The following is a 25,156-nucleotide window of genomic DNA, read 5'->3' on the forward strand; positions in this document are numbered from 1 at the left end:
TGCCCCACTATTATGATAGCCAATCAAGTTAAGCTATTATTTGGTTTTCTTTACTTTTTGTTAAATAGAATCTGGCTATTTTGACCATTTGAACCTGTTGGATCAATTTCGATTTCCCAGTAATCGAGACCATCTAAAGAAGTGATTTTTTTCGCTGAAATATTACTATCTGCTTCTTTAATACGATAACCATCGTCTTTTAGATGAATCAAATCCTTTTGAGCACGCTTCATTGTAGGATCTGAATGTGAAAGTATAATCGTTTCATCGCTGTCCACTCGTGTAAGTGCCATTGGGGTTTGAAATTTCATATCAAGGATTTCGACTTCGGTTTCATTATAGACATTAATACCAATTACATTATTTGACTGTACTGCATGAATGTTTTTATCATTGCGCAATATTTTAGCGGGTTCAATTTTTTCGAATTCAGTTCTGTCCCTATTAGGATAGATAGCATAGTTGTACTCATCTTCTTGATGGATATGCGTTTTCCACATTGTAAAGTAGCTTCTCGTAATCGGGTCAATGCTCCCTGATCCATTGATCCGATTCCAACTATCTGTACGTTCTTCAATCATCAAAGTTAAATCTTGAGGGTTGATAAATTTATATCCGATAGATTGTTGCGGATCAGAAGCCTCCAAATAAACACTTTCAACATTAGAAAAGCTTTGTTGTCCATTTGATAAATCAATCTGTTCATTATTCACAAATAATCTGTAATCAATCGTCTCATTTAGCTTTCGGTTCTCTATAACTGTTTCAATGATACGGTCATTTTGAAAGTTTATATTACTTCCAATAGCAACAAGCTCGTCACCAAGGATGAACCATGACTTTTGAGCTGTCAACGTTCTTTCATAATTGATAAAATCCATGACAAAACTACCATAACGATCATCAACGGTGGAACCTCCCACGAAGTCTGTTTCCGCTACACTATAACCGCTTTGATCAAGTCGAATTTGCTTATCCACAGTAATACCTGGCAATCTATAGGGATCAACTGTCGCCCAAAAGTCTTTATTAAATTGATTTAGATCATCATTATATAGATAAAGCATTCCATCGCCCGTATGCCATCCTTGAAGGTTTTCATTATTCATTGTTTCGTATCGTTTGATTCTACTAGAGGACATACTTAACCCAAAACTAAAATCAAAATCTTTATTAAAATAGGTCATTCGATCCATATTCGCAAAATTTGTAAGTTTTGTTGTGTAAGGACTATCGGAGGCTATATCAGGATTAGATAATATTGTTTTTGCTAGTGCAATATCTCTAAAGCTTGATAAACTATTTAAGTAGTCAAAATTCGCACTATTTGCTTCTATCCAATGCTTAGCAAAATGAAAATATCTTTCGCTGTTCGATAGTTCTGGAATACTCGCAAAACGAATCATCGCTTTTGTCATTTCAGCTCCAGCAACATTGCTCTCCATTTGGCTCCTTGAGATAGCTCTTCCTCTGACCATATCCATCATATTTCCTTTATACATGAACGAGACGATTGATTCTTGAATCCAGAAATCTATCACTTTAACTATACTATCAGCTGGAAAATAGTCTGTTGACTGAGTCATTGTGAATATCTGTGAGATACCATCAAGAAGAACATTTCCATATGAACCAATATAAGGAACGTTGTCATGTTGTAAAAACGAACCATCAGTATAAAAGCCATCACCCTCGGTTACAAAAGGATAAACTTTTTCTAATGCGCTTATCGCTTCACTAACACCAGAATCATTTTCTTCCAAGATGCTTTTAATTAGTATTATTCGGGTATTATCCACTTGATTAGCTCCAGTTGCTTCAAGTGCAAGTTCTGGATTTACACTATATCTATTATAATTGACATCTGGCAAAAAACGTTCAATCGGTCTTAAAAAATCGCCAATTTGTTCTTGTGATAAAAAAGGATGTAAAGTGGTAACTAAGTCATTAATTGCTCGCGGAACGCCAATTTCCCAATCCCACCAGTTTCCATACGTTTGGACAGAGAGATTATACTTATAAATGTACATCCATTCTAATCCCGAAAAGACATCCTCTAATAAATTTCTGTTGAGAAAATATTCTGAACAAGGATTGGTTGCTGACAGAGCTAAAGTCGTTAAATTTCTAAAACTAGTTGTTAAATTAGCTGATGCTGTCAATTCAGATTGTTCTTCCCACAAAGCTTCCTTATCTTCATCTTTATTCAATGTTTCCCATAATAGGTTGGCTGTTCTATCCATTGATCTTTGCTTATCAATCATTAACGAATCATCAGAATTAAAATAGTTAGCTCCCAGAATCATTTCGTGCCACTTTGTTCTCATGTCATCAAATTTGTTGTGGTCACCTTTATCAATAGATACATCAACGAGAACGATCAGCTCACCACTTGTATTGGTTATTTTTATTCGTGTTGTTCCCTCTCTTTTAGGCAGAATAATCCCATCAAAGACCTCTAATAAATCTTGGTTTTCCACAAAAACGTCTAATTCTTCAAGTGGTTGGAAGAGAGGTATGATATGCATTTGATCTAATGTAAGATGTACATTATCATGTCTATCTTTTGTAACAAAAATGGGGATACTTACTTGAATAGTCTCATTTTTATCGCTAATAATGATCTCACTGGTCCCTGATGCTACACCAGTAACATACCCCCGCTCATTTACTTGAGCTACCTTTGGATCACTTGAAGAAAAAGATAGGTTTTTCCGAGGGAAATCTTCGGGGTAAGTTTCCAGCTCGATTAACTGGCGTTCACCAATTTGCAAATGCAGCTCTTCTTGAGAAATGATAATCTCTTGAATTTCTTCATATATGCGATCATACAAACGTGCATTTCTGTATTCAATTAATCCCGAGGTATTATCAAAAAAAAGCTCCAATTTTACTTGTTCCGTATCTGATCCAGTCGTAAAAGTAACTGCAAGGCTTTCCCATCCCGAAGTTCCTGAAACAGCTTCACTAGAGTAAAGAGATATCTGAGTTCCATTTTCCATGTACTGAACCCTTATTCTTCCACCAAGTGCATTAGAAATATCTGTTGCTTTCACCTCGACAATTGCGCGATATTCTGTATTTGGACGAACAGGTATACCTTCTTGAAAAACTGCTGCACGACTGACTTGATTGGAAGAAATTTCAATGCTGTTTTCTTCTGTTACTCTCACTTTTGGACGGATATCTGAAGGGAACCAAAGGCGCCAGTGATCTGCTCCAATTGAATCATGCCACCCATTCGTATTCTCAGATTGTTGTGAAAAGTCCCCGTTCAATAATAAATTATGTTCAATCGTTGTGCTGTGAACATTGATTGGTAGTATAAGCAAATGGATCAGAAACAGAAATAAAGCAAGTATTTTCATATTTTTCCTTTCTGCATTAGGCGGAGGCTTCTTGTCATCATATACATAAAGAAACTGTCATTGAGTTGAATAAAAACCGAATAACTATTAAATTGATAGAACTATGGTCTAATAACTACATGAAAAGTCATCCAAGGATACCTGACAGCGACCCTAAAATACCCAAAACAAACAATAAAATGAGCAGCTTGTAAACATTCCAATTCTTCTTTTTAATTAGATAATAAACCATAATCGTAACTAATCCAGGCAAGAGCCGAGGCAAAATTTGATCAAAAACAGTTTGGAGCGCTACTACTTGTTGTTCGCCATCAATTGTTGTTGCGTACTCGATCGCCATTTCAGCTTTTACGAAGCTCACCGCTAAACCAGAGATAACTGTGACTCCTACAATATTCGCTGCCCGAGAGATTTGGTTGATTTTTTGGCTGAGCATTTCAATCGCACTTGTGCCCATTCGATAACCTAGCCAGCCTAAAAGACACTTAAGAAACAGATTAAAGCCAATCATACAAACCAAAAACATGATTGGACTAGCAGTAATACCCGCAATCGCCATGCTAGCAAAAATCGTTGAAAATAACGGTGCTACACCAAATTGAGATATTGCATCCCCAATTCCTGCCAATGGACCCATTAATGCCATTTTTATACTTCTAATTTTTGATACATCTTCCCCGTGATCAAGCATTGCTAATTGTAAGCTAGTAACAAAGGGAACTGTTTGAGGATTGACATTATAAAATTCCAAGTTATCAATAGTGGCTTTTTTCAATGCTTCCTGATCATCTTTGTAGATCTTTTTTAATCCCGGAAAAATAATATTTGCATAACCCGTTCCTTGATACGTGTTATAGTTGAAGCCATTTTGGAGGAAATATGAGCGCATAGTTGCTATAAAATAATCGTTTTTCGTTAGTTTTTGTTCTTTAGATTCCATCTTCTTCGATTCCTCCTTGTTGAGCGAAAGTCATTGAAAGTTCTTGTCTTTTTTCTTGATTATAGTAATCGATCATTGCAAATACTGCTCCTACTAATGCAATCGCCATAACAGGTAAATCTAAATACGCAATACAAATGTAGCCTAAGATCACGTAAGGAATAACGTCTTTGGAAACCATGACCGATAGAATCATCGCAAAACCGATTGCGGGTAGTAAGCCTCCAGCAACAGTCAGTGCTTGAACCAATTCATTCGGAATCATTTCGACAAATTTTCTAAGAGGCTCCATACTTAAAGCAGAAAGTAATGCAATAAAGAATCCCACAAAGAAAAAACTAATGAAAGTTGTATGTGCAAACCATTTAAAGCGTTTGAAACGGCCATTTTCTACCGCAACTCTTGCAGCTTCGGATGAACCAGCACATACTGTATAAATGAGTGTCTGGCAAATTTGAAATAATACTGCAAATGGATAAGATAATGCCAAGGCACTTTCAGGTGTGACCCCTTGATCTTTTAAAGTTATCGCCATTATGGTCCCCACCACTCCTGGACCTAAAGGATTAGGCGGAACCGTTCCCCCAGCGCCAACGCCAAATCCCATAAAAGCAAGTTCACCAATGGCACCCATCATTAATCCAGTCTGAACATCACCAAGAATCAACCCTACAAAAAAGGAAAGGACAATGCAACGATTTGTAAAAATGCCTAGCAATAGACCCGAATAACAAACGCCTGCCATAAGTGCCAGTAAAAAAGCTTGCATAATTGATATATTCATTTTATTATCTCCTATTCTTTTTCAAGATGAGACATGAGTTGTTTCAATGAATCAACGTCTGGAGCCATCGGTGAGGTACGAGTATCAAACTTGATGTGGAATGTATTCTTTAATTCTTTTAACGCTCTTTTATCTTCTTCACCGATAAAAATATAGTTGGATATTTTCGTTTTTCCTACTGCATTGTGAATGTTCCCCACATTGATTTGCTTAATCGGTACACCACCTTTGACAAGTACTAATGCATCCTGCGGATTAGCCACAACGATAAAAATCATTTGCTTAGGCGAGGCTTTATGAATGATTTCGCATGTTTGTTGAATCGTGAAAAAGCGCATGCTCACATTTTGTGCCACCGCTTTCATCAATTGTTGTTGAAATGGATCATTTGCGGCTTGATCGTTAGCTACGATACATAAGTTGACACCCAATGATTTGATCCACATTTGACCTTGACCATGTATCAAGCGTTCATCAATTCGTGTCATTTTAATATTTGGTTGTGCCATTTGATTCCCTCCTTTAGTCTTTTTACCAAAATAATTGCCAGTTTTTTTTATGTCTTACCAGTGCTTCCATATAGAAGTAATCTCCCCAGATATTCCCTTCATTCACACCCTTTCCGGAATGCCAGGAATAGACCCCTTCATTGATGAGCGCTACAGCCCCTGTGCCCTTTTTTTCTGTGTAACGGTTTATTAAATTTCTTAGCATAACTTGTTGGATATTGTGATACATTTCTTTCATAGGATGGTTGTCCGCTAGATATTTTTCCATTTCATTCATACCACAAAGGGTTATTGCACTAGCAGAAGTATCCCGAGGTTGGTCAGATCCCTCTTCAAAAATCAAATCCCAAAAACAGATTAAATCACTAGGCAAACGATTTAAAAAGTAATTCGTTACAGCTTCATAAAGCTTTATATCTTCCTCCTTTCTACAATAATGCTGATTTAATGCTATTCCATAAATCAACCAGCTTTGACCGCGTGCCCAACTGGAGTCGTCAGAAAATCCTTGCTTCGTTTTACCATATAGGGGCTGACCTGTTGTGGGATCGAAATAATAAGTATGGAATGCTGAAGCATTTTCTCGAATCGCATATTTAATGGTGGTCTTATAATGTTTCTCTGCCACAGCTTTATAGATATCGTCACCTGTCTCCTCATATGACCAATGCAATAATGGTAGATTTAAGAGACAGTCAACAATTAAACGATATTCATTAGAGTCATCCAAATCTCCCCAAGCTTGTATAAATTTCCCTTTATTTTGAAATCGCTCAACGAGTTTGTCAGCTGCGCTAATGGAAAGTTCTCTAGCTTGGGAATTGCCTGTGATTTTGTAACAACTGACACACGAAAGAGTATAAAGGAAACCTAGATCATGATGATTGATTTCTATATTTTGAGACAATCTTCTGGAAAAGCTTTCTATATGCTTTTCTGCTAAATCCTTATACTTATTTTCCTTGGTAATATCATATGCAATCCATAAAATGCCTGTCCAAAAAGCCGTCGTCCATTCTGTGTTATCAATAACTTGGTAATTTTGGTTTTTAGTGGCAGGTGCAGGAAATTTCTCTCCAAATATAGCCATATTTTGATCAATTTTTTGTAAACACTCGTTAATCGCTTGATCAATTTCTTTCGTACTTAATTCTGATACTTCTAGTTTTTGATAATTCTCCTTTAAAGGTTCAATTCTTTTCAAAAGCATGTTTTTCCTCCATTCACAACTTATAGCGTTAACGTGTTATCTGATTGCAGTATATAATATTCTCGTTTGCTACGCAAGCGTTTTCAAGATTATTTATTTTAATGGAATAAAAAAAGCATATAACGCAGCTATATGCTTTTGAAATATAGATGTTAACTAATTAATAATATCAATACTATAGTAATCAGGATGAATAAATGCCTGGTCATATTCAATAGCATTTTCAAAACGATCATAAACAATTCGATTCCTCACAAACAAAGCTGCTGGTCGATTATTCTTAAAATAGCTTTTCATTATTTTCTGATCTTTCTCTGATAAACTATCTATGATCGATTCAAAGTCAGATACAGAGATTGTCATTTTCTCTGATTCTGGTATTTGGTTTAAATCTTCTAGTACTTTAGTAAATGACAGCCCCTTTTTCAGCTGAGCGATTGGAATATCTGTCGGTCCACTGATATGTGCATATCTAAATTGAAGTTTCCACGGCTTATTATTAATAAATGCAACTTGACTTAGTTTTAAAAACGGTACTTTTGTCTCTTCAAACGAAGGAGCATGTAAAATCTTTGCTATATCTGAATTCGTTATTTGTTGAATGAGATCTACCGCTTCCACGACAGTCTTTTCAGATATTGGTTCTTTTTTATCATTAGTCAAGGGGCGTGTATTTTCACTAAAGAAAACACGTTTATTTAGAATGTTTTTTCGTACAAATGTTCCTTCGCCTTGTCTCCGAATGAGATAACCTTGTGCAACCAGATCATTCATCACTTTGATGACGGTTGTATTACTTACCCCATATTTTGCTTTCAAGTCTCCCTCTGAATAGATACGGTCCCCCGGTTTAAATTTACCAGCTTCAATATCTCGAAGAATATCTTGTTTGATTTTTTCATATTTTAATACAGCCACTTTTAGTCCCCCTAAAACAATCTTTATGTACGCAATTTTAGCTAAATGGAATAATATTTAATTTACCTAAATTAAGACAGCAATTGATTAAAAATTTTTATTGAATCGACGAGTATTATAGCTGAAAATAAGATTCTTTGCTTTTACGCTAAATCATTAGATTAATCATATCATATATCTCAAATAGACGTCTAACAGTCTCATAGAAAAATAAAACAAAGAAGAAGCCTTTAACAAGGCTCCCTCTATAATTAAAGATATTCTTTTATTCTTTATTGATGCTTTTTCTATAATCCCAAATGATTTAGCCACTCTAATACTTCTGGTTCAGCATCTTCAACACTTCCCGCTCTAGCTGCAAACCCTTCGAGAAACTGGTAATCTGGATACAATGTTCGAAGTTCGTTTCGACTATTGGTCAATCCACTTCCACCGTGGGTTGCAAAGGGAATGATTTGTTTATCAGCAAGATCATAGGCTTCAAGAAATGTTAAAACAGCTCGCGGTGCACGGTTCCACCAAACAGGAAAGCCGATAAAAATAACATCAAAATCAGACATCTGTGCAACGTCAGCCATCAACATTGGTCGAGCATCTTCTTCCACCTCTCTAGTAGCAAAAGCTGTATGTTCATCGTAAACGTTAGGGTAACCTACTTCTGTTTGAATCGAAAATAACTCACCTCCTGTCTGTTCAGCGATCATCTCTGCTATGACTTGGACATCTCCTATTAAAGTGTTATCGATCACATTAAAACTACTTCCAGAAACTGCTTCGACTGCGGGCTCTTGCTCCAAGTTTTCAGGTCGTGTAAAGTAGGCAATTAAAATGTCATCCGTGCTATCAATCAAAGAGATTTCTTCATTTTCTTGTGCTACTAAGTCACGATTGCTTGTTTCACCTGAATTAGTGTCTAATTCTTCATTCGTTGGATCACTGCTGCATCCTGCAAGAAAGATCATAGCCAGATAAAGTCCTTTTGTCCATTTTCTCATCGTATTGCTCCTTTCATCTTCCATAAGTAATGGTAGTTTCAGTATATTTCTTGAAGTGGACTTTAAGGCAAGACACTCAGATAAAATTTGTCTTAATTTTTACACCTTTCTCACAACTCCCTCACAAAAAGTCATTCCTGCAAAAGCACTCAAAAAGACATAAACAATAATTTGTTGACGACTTTTCCATTTATCTTCCGATTTTCCTCAAATATGTGGCGAAAAAGTCAATGCATTTATGGTAAAAAACGTTAGACAAGCAAAAATAAAATAGAAGCGCGTAAGACGGATTTTAAAAGGATCATTATATGATAAACTATTCCTAAATAGTATAGGAGTGATTGAATGAACGTTTTTTTCAGACCACCAAAAGAAGATGATATTGATCAAATCATGCAGATTGAAAATGCAGGATTTACAGCGGATGAAGCAGCATCCAAAACAGCGATGATGGATCGAATACGTATACTAAGTGACAGTTTTATTGTTGCTATAAATGAGACGGATTGTCCGATCGGCTACGTTGTTGGGCCCATTATTTCTAAACGTTATCTCTCTGACGATCTTTTTGAAAGTACTCGTCCTAATCAGCCTTTTGGTGGCTACCAAAGTATTCTTAGCTTGACTGTCGCTCCTGGTTATAGAAACTGCCAGATTGGTAGTAAACTACTGTCAGTTCTTGAACAACAATGTCGTCTTCAAAATAGAAAAGGAATCACATTAACTTGTTTAGAATCATTGATTCCATATTACAAAAAGCACGGCTATCAACTAGAAGGACTGTCAGAATCACAACATGCGGGTGTTGCTTGGTATAATATGGTGCTAGAGTTGGACGATACGCCTAATGAATTCTAATAAAAACTGCATACTAGATAACCACCATCAAAAACACTAACACAAATAAGCCCATACTCATAAGATCATGGGCTTATTAATATTATCTTCAATTACATATACTTCTCAACTTCATCAATTTCTTTTTGTAGTGCTTTTTCATCGTACTTTTCATACTTACCGGCTTCGTGTGCGATCTTTTTGATTTCGTGAATCGCTTTTTTCTCAACGATCCATTTCTTCATACTATGTTTTTTTGCGTCAGCATCTAGTGTGTCTAATTCAGCTAAATTCTCATCTAACTTATCAAGAACCTCGGCAATCTTTACCAATGCTTTTGCTTCCTTTTCTTCATAGTTTGTCATAGATATCACTCCTTAAGTATTTGATATATTTATCTTACTGCTGTAATTAAATATTTTCAAATTAAATGTACTGTTTATCACAAAGTTTTATCTGATTCTCACTGAAGAAACAGAAAACATTAGATTCTTGCAATATTCTACTCATTTTATACTTATTTTTATCCTTAATGATTTATCATAAGAAAAGTATCGATTATATAAAAAGATAATTTAGTGAATTAGCAAACATTCGGTGTATCTTTTGTGATAAAGTCATTTAGCTTTTTTACTTTCTTATGGTTGCAGCAAAATTTTCCCGACACTTTTTCCAGATTCTAAATAATCATGGGCAGCTTTTCCGTCAGCTAATGAAAAAATGGTTGGTTGACTGATTTTCATTTGATCCTTGCTAAAGTAAGTAAACAGTCGGGTGCTTCTTCTCTCCCGCTCTTGAAAACTTGTCAAGTAATCCCAGAGATCCCCTGTCAAAATACTTTTTGATTTAGATAACAAGGGAATAAAGTCAATCGCTGGCGGATTTCCGCCGGCCATGCCAAAAAAGATAACCTTCCCTCTATTTTTGATCAGGTCGGCACTTTCGGCTAATGTACGCCCAATGCCATCATAAACGGTATCAAAGAAAGAAGTATAGGTTTCTTGCCATTCTGTATTTCTTAAAAAGACTTGTTTTGCGCCTTGGTCTAAAGCCAGTTGTCGCTTTTCTTCCGTAGAAGTGACGCCATAAACTTCTAGATCATCTGCGGTTAATAATTGCGATAAAATTTGTCCGACGCCACCACTTATTCCATGAACGAATACCTTACTATGATTCACATTATTGCCAAGATCATGAGCTAAAAAATCAGCTGTCAACCCTTGCAGTCCAATACTGGCTGCTAATTTAGGTGATATACCTGATGGGATACGGATGGCATTTTCCTCAGGAACAGCCACCAATTCTGCATGAGCAAAAGGAACATCCACAAAAAGAATCGTTTCCCCTAGCTGAAACTTGGAGACAGATGTTCCTTTTTGAATAATCCTCCCTACCCCTTCATAGCCATTAATAAGAGGCTCTCGGGATTCAATATGATAGGTGCCCTTTCTTCGATAAATATCTGCATAATTTAACCCAATATACATCATTTCTATCATTAGCTCATTTTTTTGAATGACTGGATCAGGCAATTCACCATAAGTTAACACATCTGAATCGCCAAATTCTTTAAAGTACAATGCCTTCATGCACAAAACATCTCCTATCTTTTGCCAATCAAAATCGTGTGATTTTCTTTATGAAACCAAGGCTCTATCACTTAGCCAACTATCATTAGATTGAAATCATAAAAAAAATAGATTAAGTTCTTTTGGTCATTTCTTTACTATAAAAAAAAGCACCTTCTCACGAAGGTACTTTCATTCTATTCTTCTAGATGAGATTCGTCAAAGTAGATTATTCGTTCAGATCATCCTTATAAATTCCCAGTTATGTCTAACTCACCTTATTCCTAGATAAATCAACTACTTTTGTGTAAAACAGGATTATAACAAAGCTGACTATTACTAAGAGAAACAAGTGGGGATTGGAATCCATCAACTTTTAAGTCTGACAAATCCTCAGAAGTAGCTCATTACAACGGAACCAAACTGACTATCCATGGTTTTTAGAGGATAACAGGAAAGCGATGGCAAAAGTCGCCCGGCGATCAATCAGTTGTATCGTATAAATCAATATCCCCACTCGAAAAAAATTAAGCCACATCGCTTCTACTTGTTAAAGGCCTCTTTGCCTTAATTCGTCGTTCAACCACTTAAATCCGTCATGGATGATTTGCGCATGATCAAAAGCAAAAAGAGATTCCCAGTTCTCCGTAGAGGATCGTTCTTTTGACGTAACATATTGATAGAGTACTTTATCCTTATCAACCCTATACCAAAAAGCCTCAGAAGCATCATCTCCTGCATAAAGAATCTTCATCTGCTGTAGAACAGTTATATAGACAGCAGAAACGGTCCATCCACGGGGATCCCGATTTTTATCTCCATATACACCTAATAAAGAAACTTCCTGCACTTCCACGCCCGTTTCTTCCTTTAACTCTCTGATAGCGGCCTTAATGATATTTTCTCCTTCGTTAACGAAGCCACCTGGCAAAGCGAACCGTCCTTTGAAAGGATGATTTTTTCTTTTGACAAGTAAAATGTATACTGCATCCGACGTGACATTGAATATCAAATTGTCAACAGTAAATGCTGGTTTTGGATATTGTGGTAATTCCTGCTTCTTATACCAGCTTAACCACTCTTCTTCGTTCATTTCCTCTTCTGATACTTTATTTGCCATGTGATTGTCTCCTTTTGCTTTGAGTTATCCGAAAGATTTAACGTTTTGATAGATAGGCTTTTTGCTTAAATCAAAGATTGACATAACGCCTTTATAAATTTCAAAGACTCGTAAAACATTTCGGTCTTCTACAGAGGGGTATATTTTTGCCATGTAAGGATTTTTCTCGAAAATTTCATCTAAATAGGTAGAGCCTATTTCATTTACGCTCCCTTGTAAGGTAATAGAAAACGATTCCATTGATGTTTCTCCTTCTATACCTGTGATGGAAACGACCGGGTTCATTTTGAGCTGTTTATAAAACGGCTTGGATATTGCAGTCAAAAAATACAGCTTCGTTTCTTTCACCAACATAATATCGATTACTCTGGTGACCGGATTTCCGTTTTCGTCTACTGTGGCGAACACAGTAGAATGAATCTCATTTTTTAAATAATTCAAATAATCTTCTGTCTTCATTTTTGAATGGTCCATGAATGCGCTCCTATCTAAAATGATCGATTTCTCTGATCGTTTCAACTATATTTCCTTGCAGAATAATCGTTTTATCCATGAGTTCATCTGGTATGCGTTGTGCTTGTTGGTTACAGACGATATAGGTCGACTGATTCGTTGCCCTCGTCATTTCTTGGAATGGATATTTTATAATGGAAGGCGTGTTGTTACCAATGCCGATCTCCCAAAAAACGATTTTAGTACCTAAATAATTTTCTAGAAATTCTTTGTATCGGTTAGCTGCGCTTTCCCAACCATCATCTTGTACAAAAAATTGATCTATCCGTAAATTGACCCGCATCGGTTGTCCACATTTGGGGCAATATGGTATGAGGTGCTTGGGAATTTTGAACTGACTCTGCTGATGGACCATTTGCATAATCAATGATTCATTCTCGTAAGTCTTGTTATGGCAGGCACGTGAACATTGAAATAACCCATAATCACCTTGTGTATAAAATAATCGTCTCTTATCAAAGCCCGTCTTTTGGAACTGATGATCTACATTAGTAGTAATGACAAAGTAATTTTTTTCTTCTACCAAAGATAGAAGCTCTTTATATAGCGGCAAAGCCTCAGGCTGATATCGATTATGAAAAACATGTTTACTCCAATAACCCCAATACGTCTCTAATGAATCGAAGGGATAAAATCCGGCAGAATACATATCGGTTAAATGATAATGATCAATATAGTCTCTGAAATATTTTTTGAACCGTTCACCAGAATAGGTTAACCCGGCAGCAGCAGAAAGGCCTGATCCAGCACCGATAACGATTGCCTCTGCTTCAGTTATCTTTTGATAAGCTTTCTGATAATTGTTGTAGTTTTTCATGGTACAACTCCTTATCAATGTCTTTAAACACATTGAAAATAATTTTTATAGGTGAATGAACACGCGTTACATATTCTTGCGTTGTTTTGATAGCGATCTCTGCAGCTAACTCATTGGGAAAACGAAATTCTCCTGTTGAGATACAACAAAAAGCGACGCTCTTCAATTGATACTCTTCGCAAAGCAACAAGACGCGACGATAACAGTCAGCCAATAAGGATACGTGTTCTTTAGTTACGGTATCTTTTATGATTGGCCCAACAGTATGTATCACTTTTTTTGCAGGCAAGTTATAGCCGTCGGTGATTTTTGCATAGCCGGTTTCTTCCAAATGCCCTTGTGCGTCCATGATTTCTTTGCATGCTAGTCTTAATTGAATACCTGCTGCAGAGTGGATCGCATTGTCGATGCACCTGTGTAATGGAACAAAACATCCTAGTAGCTGTGCGTTTGCAGCGTTTACGATGGCGTCCACTTCCAACTTCGTGATATCTCCTTGCCAGAGATAAAGGTTTTTTGTATACTGTTGCGCATCGTTTAGTGAAAAAATCTGATTTTCAGCTCTTTCTTCTAAAAGAAATTGATTTTGAATGTCAATAAAGTCCTTATGAATAGGTCGCGCTTCTCTTATATTTAATAAGCATCGCAATAAATCATTTTGTTCTTTCGGATCATCCGAGCTAGCATCTACTATTTTACTTAAGTGACTGTTTTCCTCTAATAAATAGTTAATCAGCCATTTCCTCTTTTCGCTATGGTTCATCGTCAACACCTTCTTTATAAAAATTTCCCGATTATTTTCGATAATCGGGAAATAGCAAGACTAATTTAACAACTCTTTGATTGCTTCTACGCGACTCGTCAAAGGCTTACCCAAAGCTTGTTCAAAGTCACTAGATGTCACATCTAATTGATTATTTTTAATATCATGTTGGAAAGACAAGAACATTTCTGCAACAGGTTGTGGTAAACCGCCTGCTGTCAAACTATCTACAAAGGTTTGATCATCAGATGAAACTACTTCGATTTCCTTCCTTGTTGCTTCTTTTAAAGCTGCTGCTAATTCAGCATAAGTAATAGGGCTGCTCGATAATTCAAGGATTTCAGGGTATTCTGTTCCTGCTAGTGCTTTTGCAGCAACCTCAGCATATTCGCGCTTCAAAGCCCAGCCGGTTTTGCCTTCTTTAGCTGCGTAAACGAATTTCCCACTAGCTAAAGCACCGCCAATAATCGGCATTTCATTTTCTAAATACCAGTTATTACGTAAAAATGTATGCGCAATTCCCGCTTCTTTGATTTGTTTTTCAGTAAAGATGTGATCAGCAGCTAATGCACTTGTTGAGTGATCTGCATCAGCAAAACTTGTATAAGCAATATACTGAACACCAGCGTCTTTGGCTGCCTTAACCACATTAGCATGTTCTTCTTGACGATTGCCTGGTGCGCCAGACACAAAAAGCAAGCGGTCAATGCCGTCAAAAGCGTTACTCAACGAATTGATGTCAGAATAATCCCCTACTCTTACATTGTAGCCTTTCGCTTTTAGTGTAGCTGCTTTTTCTTCAGATCGTACCAAAGCATAGATCTGATCTTTAGAAACTAAATCTTTCAAGAATTCAAGTGCATATCCTCCAAAACCACCAGTAGATCCTGTTACTAAATATGTCATATAAAACACTCCTTTTTAGTTCGTACATTCAGCTGTACAATTATAAGATACACCTATATAATAAATAGTATGTTAAGATAAGTCAAGAAGAAAATCTAAAAAGGACTGAATTCACTTGAAATATTCTATTCAACTCAGTGATGCAATTCATATTATGTGTTATATCGTCATCTATAAAGATACTAATATGCTCTCAAGTGAGATGATTGCTCAAAGTGTAGAAACTAATGCTGCAAATGTCAGAAAAATAATGGCAAACTTAAAAAAATCTGGACTGATTCGAACAACTACTGGGAAACCAAAGCCCTATTTAGCAAAGGACCCCAAAGATATTAGTCTACTTGATATATATAAAAGTATTCATGGAAACACAAATCTCATTCAAGTCGATCCTAAAACGAATCCAGACTGCATTGTTGGTGCAAATATACAAGAAGTACTGGATGGTGCGTATAATGAATTGCAAGTAACTGTCGAAGAAAAAATGGCGAAAATCAATCTGTTCTCTCTATTAACAAGTATTGCAAGTTTAGAGGAAAGCAAACGACCGGAAAACAAATCTTTTCTTGAGCCATTTTTATAAAACCAAAAAACCCATTGAGATACTGACATCTCAGTGGGCTTTTTCGTTACAAATGAAATTGATTTACGTCTTCACATCTTTCGACACCACTCATAAGAAATAGCGTTGTCATTCACTTGCTTTTTCTGCAGCTCTGACTATTTCTCATAGAGACAGTGTATGCACAAGAGCAAATATTTCTTTCTTATCGACCAAACGACTAAATTCTTTCACTACTCGACTGCCTAAATTCCCTGTGGCACCAGTCACTGCATACTTCATTTCCGTTCCTCTTTTCTTTTACTCGTGGATGTAAAAACAGCTTAATCTATCGACCTGCTACTTAAATCAACTACAGAAACATTTCCTTCTTAAAGTTCAAATACCTGTAAAACATGTTTGTTTTCCTCTGACTGATCGATGTCATTTCAATACGGATTTTGCATCCAAAAAATTAGTTCCTATCTGAATTCTCAATTGACTATATTTGAGAGAGCTGGCGTTGATTGCTCACCTTTCATTCCATTATCGAATCTTACAGAGGACTATCAATTTGATAGTAGAACGATTTGGTGATCGCCGTCAAGAAATAAAGCTTCTTCTCTTTTTCTAGCGTGCTTTCTTGATGATCATTTAAAAGTGGCATCTCAATTTAGTTTTTTGATAGTGTTTCAAGAGAGAAGTAATTAATACGCTGCTATTTCTTTATCTCTGTTAATAGCCGAGACTTTTTTTTGAGCTACTTCTCTTATACATTTGTATCATACTCAAAACTTTATCACACTGCTAAGATAGGTCACTCAACCCATTTTCTTTTTTCAATAGCAGCTTGAAAAGAATTTTCTTCATCGCTAAATATTCCAGAGTTGATCGATTGGATAATCTGCTTTTCTTTAAATGCTTTCCTCTATGGATTCATTCATTTTTATGTAATGGTATGAAAAAAGCACCTCCTTATGAGATGCTCTTTCATACACTGACAACTAAAAATTCTCAAGCAAGAGATTTTTAGTTGTCCTTTTATTCAACTGTGACAATCCGTATAACTGTTTAAATTTTATAAACGGTTAAATCACTTTTTTCTAACACAAGAAAAGATTGCTTTATTAGACTTTTCAAATTGAAACGAGTTACTTCTTCGGTTCATCCTCATCCATCTTAAGAACTGCCATGAAGGCTTCTTGCGGTACTTCGACAGAGCCGATTTGTTTCATCCGCTTCTTCCCTTCTTTTTGTTTCTCCAGAAGTTTGCGTTTTCGAGAAACGTCACCGCCGTAACACTTCGCCAATACGTTTTTACGCAAGGCTTTAATGTCTGAACGGGCAACGATTTTTTGTCCGATGGCTGCTTGGATCGGTACTTCAAATTGTTGTCGTGGAATCAGTTTCTTCAGTTTTTCAACGATGGCTTTGCCTCGTTCATAAGCAAAGTCACGGTGAACGATAAAGCTCAACGCATCGACTTTTTCAGTGTTCAGCAAGATGTCCATCTTCACTAGCTTGCTAGTGCGGTAACCAGACATTTCGTAATCGAGTGATGCATACCCTTTCGTGCTGGATTTCAATTTATCAAAGAAATCAAAGACGATTTCCGATAATGGGATCTCATAAGCGACGTTTACTCGATAATCATCCAAGTAATCCATCGTGACAAAGTCTCCCCGTTTGCGTTGGGACAATTCCATTACAGCACCGACGTAATCATTAGGGACCATGATTTGTGCTTTGACGTAAGGTTCTTGCACGTTGTCGATCGTGACTGGTTCAGGAAATTCTGCTGGGTTATCAACGACGACCATTGAGCCATCTGTCTTGTTGACATGATAGATTACGGATGGTGCAGTCGTAATCAGCTCAAGGTTAAATTCACGTTCTAGCCGTTCTTGCACGACATCCATGTGTAATAGGCCTAAGAAGCCGCAGCGGAACCCAAATCCTAACGCTTGAGAGGTTTCTGGCTCAAATTGCAATGCTGCATCATTCAGTTGTAATTTTTCCAATGCTTCTCGAAGGTCGTTGTAGCGTGAGGTATCGATTGGGTACAATCCGCAATAAACCATTGGATTCATTTGGCGGTAGCCTTCCAATGCTTCGGCTGCTGGATTGTTGGCTAAAGTCACCGTATCTCCGACTTGCGTATCTTTAACAGTCTTGATGGCAGCAGTGATATAACCAACATCACCCACCATCAACGCATCTCGTTGAATGGCTTTGGGTGAAAAGACGCCGACTTCCGTGACATCAAAGGTCTTGCCATTGCTCATCATTTTGATTTTATCTCCAGGTTTGACCATCCCGTCCATAATGCGGACGTTTAAGACCACCCCACGATAGGAATCGTACACGGAGTCAAAGATCAACGCTTTTAACGGTGCTTCAATATCACCTGCTGGAGCTGGGACATACTCAACGATTTGTTCCAAAATGTCTTCGATCCCAATACCTGCTTTGGCACTCGCTAAAACAGCTTCACTGGCATCGATTCCGATAACATCTTCGATCTCTGTTCGTACCCGCTCAGGATCGGCAGCTGGCAAGTCTATTTTATTAATGACTGGTAGGATCTCTAAATCATTGTCTAACGCCAAGTAGACGTTTGCCAATGTCTGTGCTTCGATCCCTTGAGCCGCATCAACGACGAGTACGGCGCCTTCACAAGCGGCCAAACTGCGGGAAACTTCATAGGTGAAATCGACGTGCCCTGGGGTGTCGATCAAATGGAAGATGTAGGTTTCTCCATCTTTGGCGGTATAGTTAAGTTCCACAGCATTTAATTTGATCGTGATTCCTCGTTCACGTTCAAGATCCATGGAGTCCAATAATTGGTTTTGCATTTCCCGAGACGTCACCGTATGGGTTTGTTCCAAAATACGGTCCGCCAGTGTTGATTTCCCATGGTCGATATGGGCGATAATGGAGAAATTACGAATCTTCTCCTGTCGTTTTTTCATTTCTTCTATGTTCATGGATACGTTCCTCATTTCTTTTAGTCAGCTTTTCTATTATACCAACGAAACGCCAATAGTTAAAGTATTTTTCTTAACCGTTATTTAGACATATTCATTCAGGTTTTGCTATACTAGAGCTAGCAAATAAATTGGAGTTGAAAGAATGGACAATAATTTTCATCAAAATCTACATATTCGAGCGGTGGATGAAAAAGACGTTGATCAGTTCAATGAACTGTTAAGCTACGTTTTTCAGATCACTGAATCGGATATTGAAGAAAGCGGCTATGAGAGCAAACGGGAAATGATTAAATCTAAGCGCCCGATCTTAGAGCTTTCCAAGGTCTTTGGCTGGTTCAATGAAGACAAGTTGATCTCGCAAATCGCCGTTTATCCTTGTGAAGTCAATATACACGGCAAATTGATCAAAATGGGCGGAGTGACCGGTGTTGGGACCTACCCTGAATATGCCGGACATGGCCTGATGAAAGACTTGATCAAGCTTGCCTTAGAAACCATGCGGGAAGATCAGCAATGGATCTCCTACCTTTATCCATACAATGTGCCCTACTATCGTCGCAAAGGCTGGGAGATCATGTCCGACAAGCTGACCTTCAAAATTCGTGATACCCAGCTTCCGAAAACCAAAGAAGTCCCTGGGATCGTAGAGCGCAAAGAAGTAGATGACCCTGATGTCTTTACTGTCTATAACCAATTCTCCCGGGAAAACCATGGCGCCTTGCAGCGGACCTCTTTTCACTGGGAAGAGTATTGGCGCTATGAAAATGAAGAAGAGCGCACCGCGGCTGTCTATTACAATGCCAGTGGTCATCCGACTGGTGTACTTTTTTATTGGGTAGCCGAAGAAGTCTTCCATGTAAAGGAAATGTTCTACTTAAATCAAGAAGCCCGCAATGGTCTTTGGAATTTTATCTCTGCTCATTTCTCAATGGTCTATTGGGTCAAAGGAGACATTTATTCAAATGAACCCCTGTCCTTCTACCTGGATGATAGCCAAATCAAAGAAACCATTGAGCCTTATTACATGGCGCGGATCGTCGATGTTGAACATTTTTTGAAAAACTTCCCATTTGAAGCCTTTCAAACACCCTTTCACTTTGTTGTTTCTGACCCAGTTGCCGATTGGAACAACGGAATCTTCGGTGTCCAATACAATCACGGGGAGATCGTGGTTTCAAGAGAAGCCATCGGAAAAGCGGTCCAGTTGGATATTCAGACATTGTCGTGTCTGTTGATGAATTACCGCCGTCCAGCTTACTTAGAGCGTGTGGAACGGCTAAATACCGATTCAGAAACACTGGCATTACTAGAATCGATCATCCCTGATATGGAAGCCTATTTCAGTGATTATTTCTAAACAACGAATCAACAAAACGTACAACTATGAATGATTAAGGAGTGTTTTTGAATGAAACTATATTTTGCTGCTCCCCTGTTTGCTGCTAGTGACCTTCGCTACAACGCCGAACTTGTTGCGTCGATTCGTCAGCAGTATCCGCAGCTGGAGATTTATTTACCTCAAGAAAATGCCGCGATCAATGATAAGTCCGCCTATGCGGATAGCAAAATGATCGCGTTGGCAGATACCGAAAAAGTACTAGAAAGTGATTTGATGATTGCATTGCTGGATGGTTTAACCATCGATGCTGGCGTTGCCTCTGAGATCGGGGTGGCTTATGCAAAAGGTATTCCTGTTTTAGGGCTTTATACGGATAGTCGCCAACAAGGTGCCGACAATCAGCAAAAGCTGGCAGCATTACAAACCGTTGCGGAAAATCAGTTCCACTATGTCAATCTTTATACGGTGGGTTTGATCAAGCTAAACGGTGAGATTTATTCCTCTGAAGCAGCCCTTTTAGCTGGCTTAGCAGACTATCTTTCGGAGGACAACTAAATGGGGCAAAATTATCAGCGACTGCAAAAGGTATTCACTATTTTCGGTATTCTCGTGTTTTGTTTTTCTTTGTGGGAATTTTTCCGTGGCGTCTATCCGCAAACACAAGGACTGATTTTCTTGGGTCAAGCATTACTTGGGATTTTATTGATCTTTGTCCCAGAAATGAGTAAAAAGTTCTTAAAAATCCAGCTACCAAATGCCACCGTCTACTTTTATTGGTTTTTCTTGCTGATCTCCGTATTCATGGGGACGATCTTACATTTGATCGAAACCATTGCTTTCTGGGATAAAATTCTGCATGCGGTAAGCCCAATGGTCTTGACGGCTGTAGGCTATGGATTGATCTGTCTCTTACTAAAAGAAGTGCCCGTTTCAAAAGTTTCGCCTTGGTTATTTTTACTGATGGGCTTTGCTTTTGCTGGCTTGTGTGGTGTTTTCTGGGAGTTTTGGGAATTCATCTGCGACTCTGTTGGTGGAATGAATCTCCAACGTTATGCAACCTTAGATGGCACCCCGTTTATTGGTCGTGAAGCATTGATGGATACGATGGGCGATTTACTAACCAACACGATTGGTGCTGCTTTGATGGGCGTGATCGCGTATGTTCAAGGACGAGGCAAACCTGATTACTTTGAAAGTTATCGGATTAAAAAATTATCATAACCAACCTTTAAAAGCTTGTTGAAACCATCGTTTTTCAACAAGCTTTTTTCTTTTGTTCTTTTATTGATAAAGAAAAATTTATAAAAATACTTAAATAACACGGCTTATTTTTATAATTTCGCTGTCTAACAAGGTTCGACCTTTCTTACACTTCCCTATAAAACGGTTACAACTACAAGAAAATTCCCTCGTTTAATCATTTTTATTTCCCCAAAAAACCATGGTCTGTTATAATTACATTATTCATTTGACATTGCGTCAGTAAAGGAGAGGCTTATGGTTCTAACAGTGTTTTTTATTTTATGCTGCTTGATTTTTTCATCGATCACCTATGCGTTCTCTAAAGATGCCCGAAAATTTGTCCAACCTTTATCAATCAAAATTATTTTTATCGCATCAGCTATTATTGCGGTTTGGACAATGTTCTTTTCAATGGTTGCATTTGTCGCTTGGGTCATCTAAAAAAACATTCTTGCCAGTTGCGGCGTTTTCGCTGCATTGGCAAGAATGTTTTTTTGTGGTTAGAAAAGTTTGATTTGATTCAAAGGCCAAAAACGCAGCAGCACTTTCCCTTCCATTTGATCTTCTGTTACGACCCCGAAACTACGACTGTCCCGAGAGATCAAACGATTGTCTCCCATCACAAAATAGCTGCCTTCAGGAACCGTTACCGTGAAATCATCGGTAAAGTGTTCGGCACCAGCGGCGATTTGCTGAAACATTTCGCGATAAGAATATTCGTCTTGTAATTGATCGTCCGCAAATTTCTCTTTAAACTCATCTAAATAGGGTTCTTCGTATACTTCTCCATTGATTGTTAGGACATCATCTTTCATCTCAATCGTATCACCGGGTAAACCAATCAGCCGCTTGACAGCAATTTTGCTTGGATCATCTGGTTCAACACATATCACGATGTCTTGGCGGTCATATGAAGAAATTTTTGATGCAATCAAACGCTGCTTATCGGCCAAAGTTGGATCCATAGAATGGCCACTGACTTGAACTGGCGTCAGGACAAACAAACGGATGAGAACCACGGTGACGATAAAGAAAAGCAGTAACCAATTCTCTTTTAGGATTTTTACCATAGCTGCTCTTTCGCTCCTTTACTGCATCTTTTGTCATTATCAAAGCTCGTTTCTGGCATTCTGACAAAAGATATCTTCCTCAATCTTACGTGGAATTTTTACATTGAGCAAGAGAAATCATCGATTTTTAAAAAAATATGACATTTCTAGTGGCCATAAAGAACCTTTTACGTTCGATCACGACTCAAGAAAGCAAACACATCTTTTCGACTTAGACTCCCTACGAGTTTCTGCTCTTCTTCAATCACTACCGTGTCATGAGTTGCAAATAAGGTATACAACTCATTTAAAGTAGTAGATGCAGCGATTTGAGGAGCCACTGGGTTGACTTCATCGCTGAAAAAGTTCATCCGCATCAAATCCCCTGCAGTGACCAGTTTTGCTTCGTCTTCACCGGTCTCTTCAAAAAAACTTTTCACAAAAGCAGTTTTTGGTTGCGAGACAATCACTTCCGGTGTATCACATTGGACGATCTTCCCTTGATTCATGACAGCAATGCGCGTACCTAGTTTTACCGCTTCTTTCATGTTATGCGTGACAAAAATAATCGTCGTCCCAAGCTCTTGGTGCAAATCGAGGACTAACTCCTGTAAGGAATTTCGAGAAATTGGATCAAGAGCACTAAAGGGCTCGTCCATCAGAATAATTTCTGGGTTAGCAGCTAACGCTCTTAAAATCCCGATCCGCTGCTGTTCTCCTCCTGACAACTCTTTAGGCATTCGATGGCGGTATTGCTCTGGGTCAAGTTTGACCTGTGTCAGCAAACGATCCACGGCTTCTGAGCGATCTTTTTTCGACCACCCTAACATCTCTGGGATTACTTCAATATTTTGCTTCACATCCATTGTCGGAAACAGGGCGATTTGTTGGAGAACATACCCCATTTGCCAACGCATTTTTTGGATATTGTATTCTTTGATTCGTTTTTCTTTGAAGTAAATATCGCCATCCGTTGGTTCTGACAACGCGTTGATCATCTTCAAAGTCGTCGTTTTCCCACTCCCAGAAGGACCGACCAAAACAAAGATTTCCCCTTTATTGATGCTCAGATCTAATTGATCGATCACTATTTTTTGATCAAACTTTTTACTGACGTTTTTAAATTCAATAATTGGTGTCATTCTTGTCCCTCCTTAATTAATCCTTCATCTATCAGGAAGGTACGCGCGACTTCTGCTGGATTTTTTCCTTCGACATTGACCTGATAATTCATTTCACTCATTTGTTCTTCGGTGATTTTACCTGCCAGCTTTTCCAATGCACGGACGACTTCTGGATGTTCCTTGGCAAAGGCTTCTTTCATCAAAGGCGCTCCTTGATAAGGTGGAAATAGTTCTTGATCGTCTTCTAGAATAACTAAGCCATATTGACGCAATTCACTGTCCGTGGAATAGGCATCCAGTAGATTGATGTCGCCATTATTGATGGCTTGATAACGCAATGCTGGTTCCATACTTTGGACACTTGGAAAATCTAGCCCATAGAGTTCTTGGATGCCCGCATAACCGTCCGTCCGATCAATGAATTCGAGGGTAAAGCCGGCTTTGATTTGATTTTCGATTTTCTTCAAATCAGAGATCGTGGTTAGTCCATTTTCCTCAGCAAATTCTTTTTTCACAGCCAACGCATAGGTATTTTGATACGCCATCGGCTGAAGCAAGGTCATCTCAAACTGATCCTGTAACAGATTGACTGCTTCGGTATAGGTTTCGTCAGAGTCAAGTTTTTGACTAGCGGTTTTTTCCGGTACATCCACTAAACTCTCCAACACAGTTCCAGTAAACTCTGGATAAATGTCGACTTGGTCATTGTCTAAAGCACTGAATAAGAAAGAAGTTTTCCCAAAGTTAGGTTCCAATTCAACCTGTGCATCAGGATCTTCTTGTTCAATTAATTCTTTGTACATGTTGATCAAGATATCAGGCTCAGACCCTAACTTCCCAGCGATGGTAATGGTTTTCGGCGCGAAAAATCCGCTCTGTGAAAAAGAAACGCCGCCAATCAGCAAGATGATCGCTGCCAGCGTAATCAAGGTATAGCGCGGTTTCAGGTGTTGTAGATAACGGATCAACGTACTGAAAATAATAGCCAGTAAAGCAGACCCGATCGCGCCGATCAAGGTTAATTCAGGGGCATTCCGATCGATCCCCAACAAAATAAAGGAACCTAGCCCACCAGCGCCAATCAGAGCGGCTAAAGTCGCTGTTCCGATGATCAAGACCAACGCCGTGCGAATCCCAGAAATTATGACAGGCAAGGCAATCGGCAATTCGACTTTGATCAATCGGCGCATCCGAGACATACCAAATGCCGCCGCAGCTTCTTCGATTGATGGATCGATCTCCGAAAGGCCAATATAGGTATTTTGAAAGATCGGCAATAACGCATAAATAACTAGTGCGATCAACGCAGGCGGCGTTCCGATCCCCACAAATGGAATCAATAAACCTAACAGTGCCAGTGATGGAATCGTTTGTAGCACACTCGTTATTTGTAGGCCGACTTCCGCTGCCCGTTTATGATTAACCAGCCAAATGGCTAACGGGACAGCAATAACGATCGCCACCAGCAGCGCAATGATCGACAATGACAAATGCTCAAAGACAGCTGTCAGCAATTCCCCTTTTCGCTCATTTAACGTTTCAAAAAAAGTATTCATCTTTTCATTCCTCTCCTACTCCATAAGAACAGTATAATCGAAGTACGAATTTCCTCCAAACAACAAG

General features: G+C 38.3%; 24 protein-coding genes. 6 read left to right on the forward strand and 18 right to left on the reverse strand.

Annotated features, from left to right (window positions below; translation table 11 throughout):
* Window positions 1-50: 50 nt before the first annotated feature.
* The 7 genes from IGK63_RS08145 to IGK63_RS08175 form a co-directional block, all read right to left on the reverse strand.
* Window positions 51-3,368 (reverse strand): polysaccharide lyase family 8 super-sandwich domain-containing protein, encoded by a 3,318-nt coding sequence (locus tag IGK63_RS08145; protein ID WP_429972473.1) that lies wholly within the window; start codon window positions 3,366-3,368, stop codon window positions 51-53.
* A gap of 127 nt (window positions 3,369-3,495) precedes the next feature.
* Window positions 3,496-4,308, reverse strand: a complete 813-nt coding sequence (locus tag IGK63_RS08150; protein WP_016611814.1) for a PTS system mannose/fructose/sorbose family transporter subunit IID — start codon at window positions 4,306-4,308, stop codon at window positions 3,496-3,498.
* Window positions 4,298-5,092 carry a PTS mannose/fructose/sorbose/N-acetylgalactosamine transporter subunit IIC gene (locus IGK63_RS08155; RefSeq protein WP_016611815.1) on the reverse strand — a complete coding sequence of 265 codons (795 nt, stop codon included), beginning with the start codon at window positions 5,090-5,092 and terminating at the stop codon, window positions 4,298-4,300. The genes IGK63_RS08150 and IGK63_RS08155 overlap by 11 nt, the downstream gene beginning before the upstream one ends.
* 11 nt (window positions 5,093-5,103) lie before the next feature.
* The gene (locus IGK63_RS08160; protein ID WP_086372990.1) at window positions 5,104-5,601 is read right to left on the reverse strand and encodes a PTS system mannose/fructose/N-acetylgalactosamine-transporter subunit IIB; all 498 of its coding nucleotides are present in this window, start codon (window positions 5,599-5,601) and stop codon (window positions 5,104-5,106) included.
* A 22-nt stretch (window positions 5,602-5,623) separates the two neighbouring features.
* Window positions 5,624-6,811, reverse strand: a complete 1,188-nt coding sequence (locus IGK63_RS08165) for a glycoside hydrolase family 88 protein (protein WP_086332397.1) — start codon at window positions 6,809-6,811, stop codon at window positions 5,624-5,626.
* A gap of 156 nt (window positions 6,812-6,967) precedes the next feature.
* Entirely contained in the window at window positions 6,968-7,729 is a 762-nt protein-coding gene (locus IGK63_RS08170) for a GntR family transcriptional regulator (RefSeq protein WP_016611818.1), read from the reverse strand.
* 287 nt (window positions 7,730-8,016) lie between these two features.
* Entirely contained in the window at window positions 8,017-8,724 is a 708-nt protein-coding gene (locus IGK63_RS08175) for a flavodoxin (protein ID WP_176256997.1), read from the reverse strand.
* 345 nt (window positions 8,725-9,069) lie between these two features.
* Between IGK63_RS08175 and IGK63_RS08180 the strand changes: the two genes are divergently transcribed.
* Entirely contained in the window at window positions 9,070-9,582 is a 513-nt protein-coding gene (locus IGK63_RS08180) for a GNAT family N-acetyltransferase (protein ID WP_016611821.1), read from the forward strand.
* Between the two features lie 92 nt (window positions 9,583-9,674).
* Here IGK63_RS08180 and IGK63_RS08185 read toward each other — a convergent pair whose 3' ends face one another.
* The 7 genes from IGK63_RS08185 to IGK63_RS08215 all read right to left on the reverse strand — a co-directional run bounded on the left by IGK63_RS08185 (window position 9,675) and on the right by IGK63_RS08215 (window position 15,248).
* Window positions 9,675-9,926, reverse strand: a complete 252-nt coding sequence (locus IGK63_RS08185; protein ID WP_015509648.1) for a hypothetical protein — start codon at window positions 9,924-9,926, stop codon at window positions 9,675-9,677.
* A 273-nt stretch (window positions 9,927-10,199) separates the two neighbouring features.
* Window positions 10,200-11,150: a zinc-binding dehydrogenase gene (locus IGK63_RS08190; protein WP_016611822.1), complete on the reverse strand. Its 951-nt coding sequence runs from the start codon at window positions 11,148-11,150 to the stop codon at window positions 10,200-10,202.
* Window positions 11,151-11,679: 529 nt separating this feature from the next.
* Window positions 11,680-12,249, reverse strand: coding sequence for an NUDIX domain-containing protein (locus tag IGK63_RS08195; RefSeq protein WP_016611823.1), 570 nt, complete (start codon window positions 12,247-12,249; stop codon window positions 11,680-11,682).
* A 24-nt stretch (window positions 12,250-12,273) separates the two neighbouring features.
* Window positions 12,274-12,723, reverse strand: a complete 450-nt coding sequence (locus IGK63_RS08200; RefSeq protein ID WP_275626677.1) for a pyridoxamine 5'-phosphate oxidase family protein — start codon at window positions 12,721-12,723, stop codon at window positions 12,274-12,276.
* Between the two features lie 10 nt (window positions 12,724-12,733).
* Window positions 12,734-13,579, reverse strand: a complete 846-nt coding sequence (locus tag IGK63_RS08205) for an SIR2 family NAD-dependent protein deacylase (RefSeq protein ID WP_086332399.1) — start codon at window positions 13,577-13,579, stop codon at window positions 12,734-12,736.
* The gene (locus IGK63_RS08210) at window positions 13,533-14,342 is read right to left on the reverse strand and encodes a protein-ADP-ribose hydrolase (protein ID WP_016611826.1); all 810 of its coding nucleotides are present in this window, start codon (window positions 14,340-14,342) and stop codon (window positions 13,533-13,535) included. The genes IGK63_RS08205 and IGK63_RS08210 overlap by 47 nt, the downstream gene beginning before the upstream one ends.
* 60 nt (window positions 14,343-14,402) lie before the next feature.
* On the reverse strand, window positions 14,403-15,248 hold the full coding sequence (locus IGK63_RS08215; protein ID WP_016611828.1) for an SDR family oxidoreductase: 846 nt from the start codon (window positions 15,246-15,248) through the stop codon (window positions 14,403-14,405).
* A 115-nt stretch (window positions 15,249-15,363) separates the two neighbouring features.
* Between IGK63_RS08215 and IGK63_RS08220 the strand changes: the two genes are divergently transcribed.
* Window positions 15,364-15,831 (forward strand): Rrf2 family transcriptional regulator, encoded by a 468-nt coding sequence (locus IGK63_RS08220; protein WP_008380035.1) that lies wholly within the window; start codon window positions 15,364-15,366, stop codon window positions 15,829-15,831.
* A gap of 1,109 nt (window positions 15,832-16,940) precedes the next feature.
* Here the strand turns inward: IGK63_RS08220 and lepA are convergent.
* On the reverse strand, window positions 16,941-18,776 hold the full coding sequence (gene lepA, locus IGK63_RS08225) for a translation elongation factor 4 (protein WP_429972474.1): 1,836 nt from the start codon (window positions 18,774-18,776) through the stop codon (window positions 16,941-16,943).
* A gap of 145 nt (window positions 18,777-18,921) precedes the next feature.
* Here lepA and IGK63_RS08230 point away from each other — a divergent pair, with 145 nt between their 5' ends.
* From IGK63_RS08230 to IGK63_RS08245, 4 genes are all read left to right on the forward strand, one after another.
* Complete coding sequence (locus IGK63_RS08230; RefSeq protein WP_016611829.1) at window positions 18,922-20,136, forward strand: GNAT family N-acetyltransferase; 1,215 nt, start codon at window positions 18,922-18,924, stop codon at window positions 20,134-20,136.
* A 51-nt stretch (window positions 20,137-20,187) separates the two neighbouring features.
* Window positions 20,188-20,673, forward strand: a complete 486-nt coding sequence (locus IGK63_RS08235; protein WP_010748216.1) for a nucleoside 2-deoxyribosyltransferase — start codon at window positions 20,188-20,190, stop codon at window positions 20,671-20,673.
* Window positions 20,674-21,339 carry a hypothetical protein gene (locus IGK63_RS08240; RefSeq protein ID WP_008380055.1) on the forward strand — a complete coding sequence of 222 codons (666 nt, stop codon included), beginning with the start codon at window positions 20,674-20,676 and terminating at the stop codon, window positions 21,337-21,339.
* A 276-nt stretch (window positions 21,340-21,615) separates the two neighbouring features.
* On the forward strand, window positions 21,616-21,801 hold the full coding sequence (locus IGK63_RS08245; RefSeq protein WP_005226019.1) for a hypothetical protein: 186 nt from the start codon (window positions 21,616-21,618) through the stop codon (window positions 21,799-21,801).
* Window positions 21,802-21,860: 59 nt separating this feature from the next.
* Here the strand turns inward: IGK63_RS08245 and lepB are convergent, their stop codons facing one another.
* The 3 genes from lepB to IGK63_RS08260 form a co-directional block, all read right to left on the reverse strand.
* Window positions 21,861-22,430, reverse strand: a complete 570-nt coding sequence (gene lepB / locus IGK63_RS08250) for a signal peptidase I (protein WP_016611831.1) — start codon at window positions 22,428-22,430, stop codon at window positions 21,861-21,863.
* 167 nt (window positions 22,431-22,597) lie between these two features.
* Complete coding sequence (locus IGK63_RS08255) at window positions 22,598-23,551, reverse strand: ABC transporter ATP-binding protein (protein WP_005235811.1); 954 nt, start codon at window positions 23,549-23,551, stop codon at window positions 22,598-22,600.
* Window positions 23,548-25,089, reverse strand: a complete 1,542-nt coding sequence (locus IGK63_RS08260; protein ID WP_016611832.1) for an ABC transporter permease/substrate-binding protein — start codon at window positions 25,087-25,089, stop codon at window positions 23,548-23,550. Before IGK63_RS08260 ends, IGK63_RS08255 begins: the two co-directional genes overlap by 4 nt.
* Window positions 25,090-25,156 lie beyond the last annotated feature (67 nt).

Source organism: Enterococcus sp. AZ040 (assembly GCF_050499185.1).
GTDB lineage: Bacteria > Bacillota > Bacilli > Lactobacillales > Enterococcaceae > Enterococcus_D > Enterococcus_D entomosocium.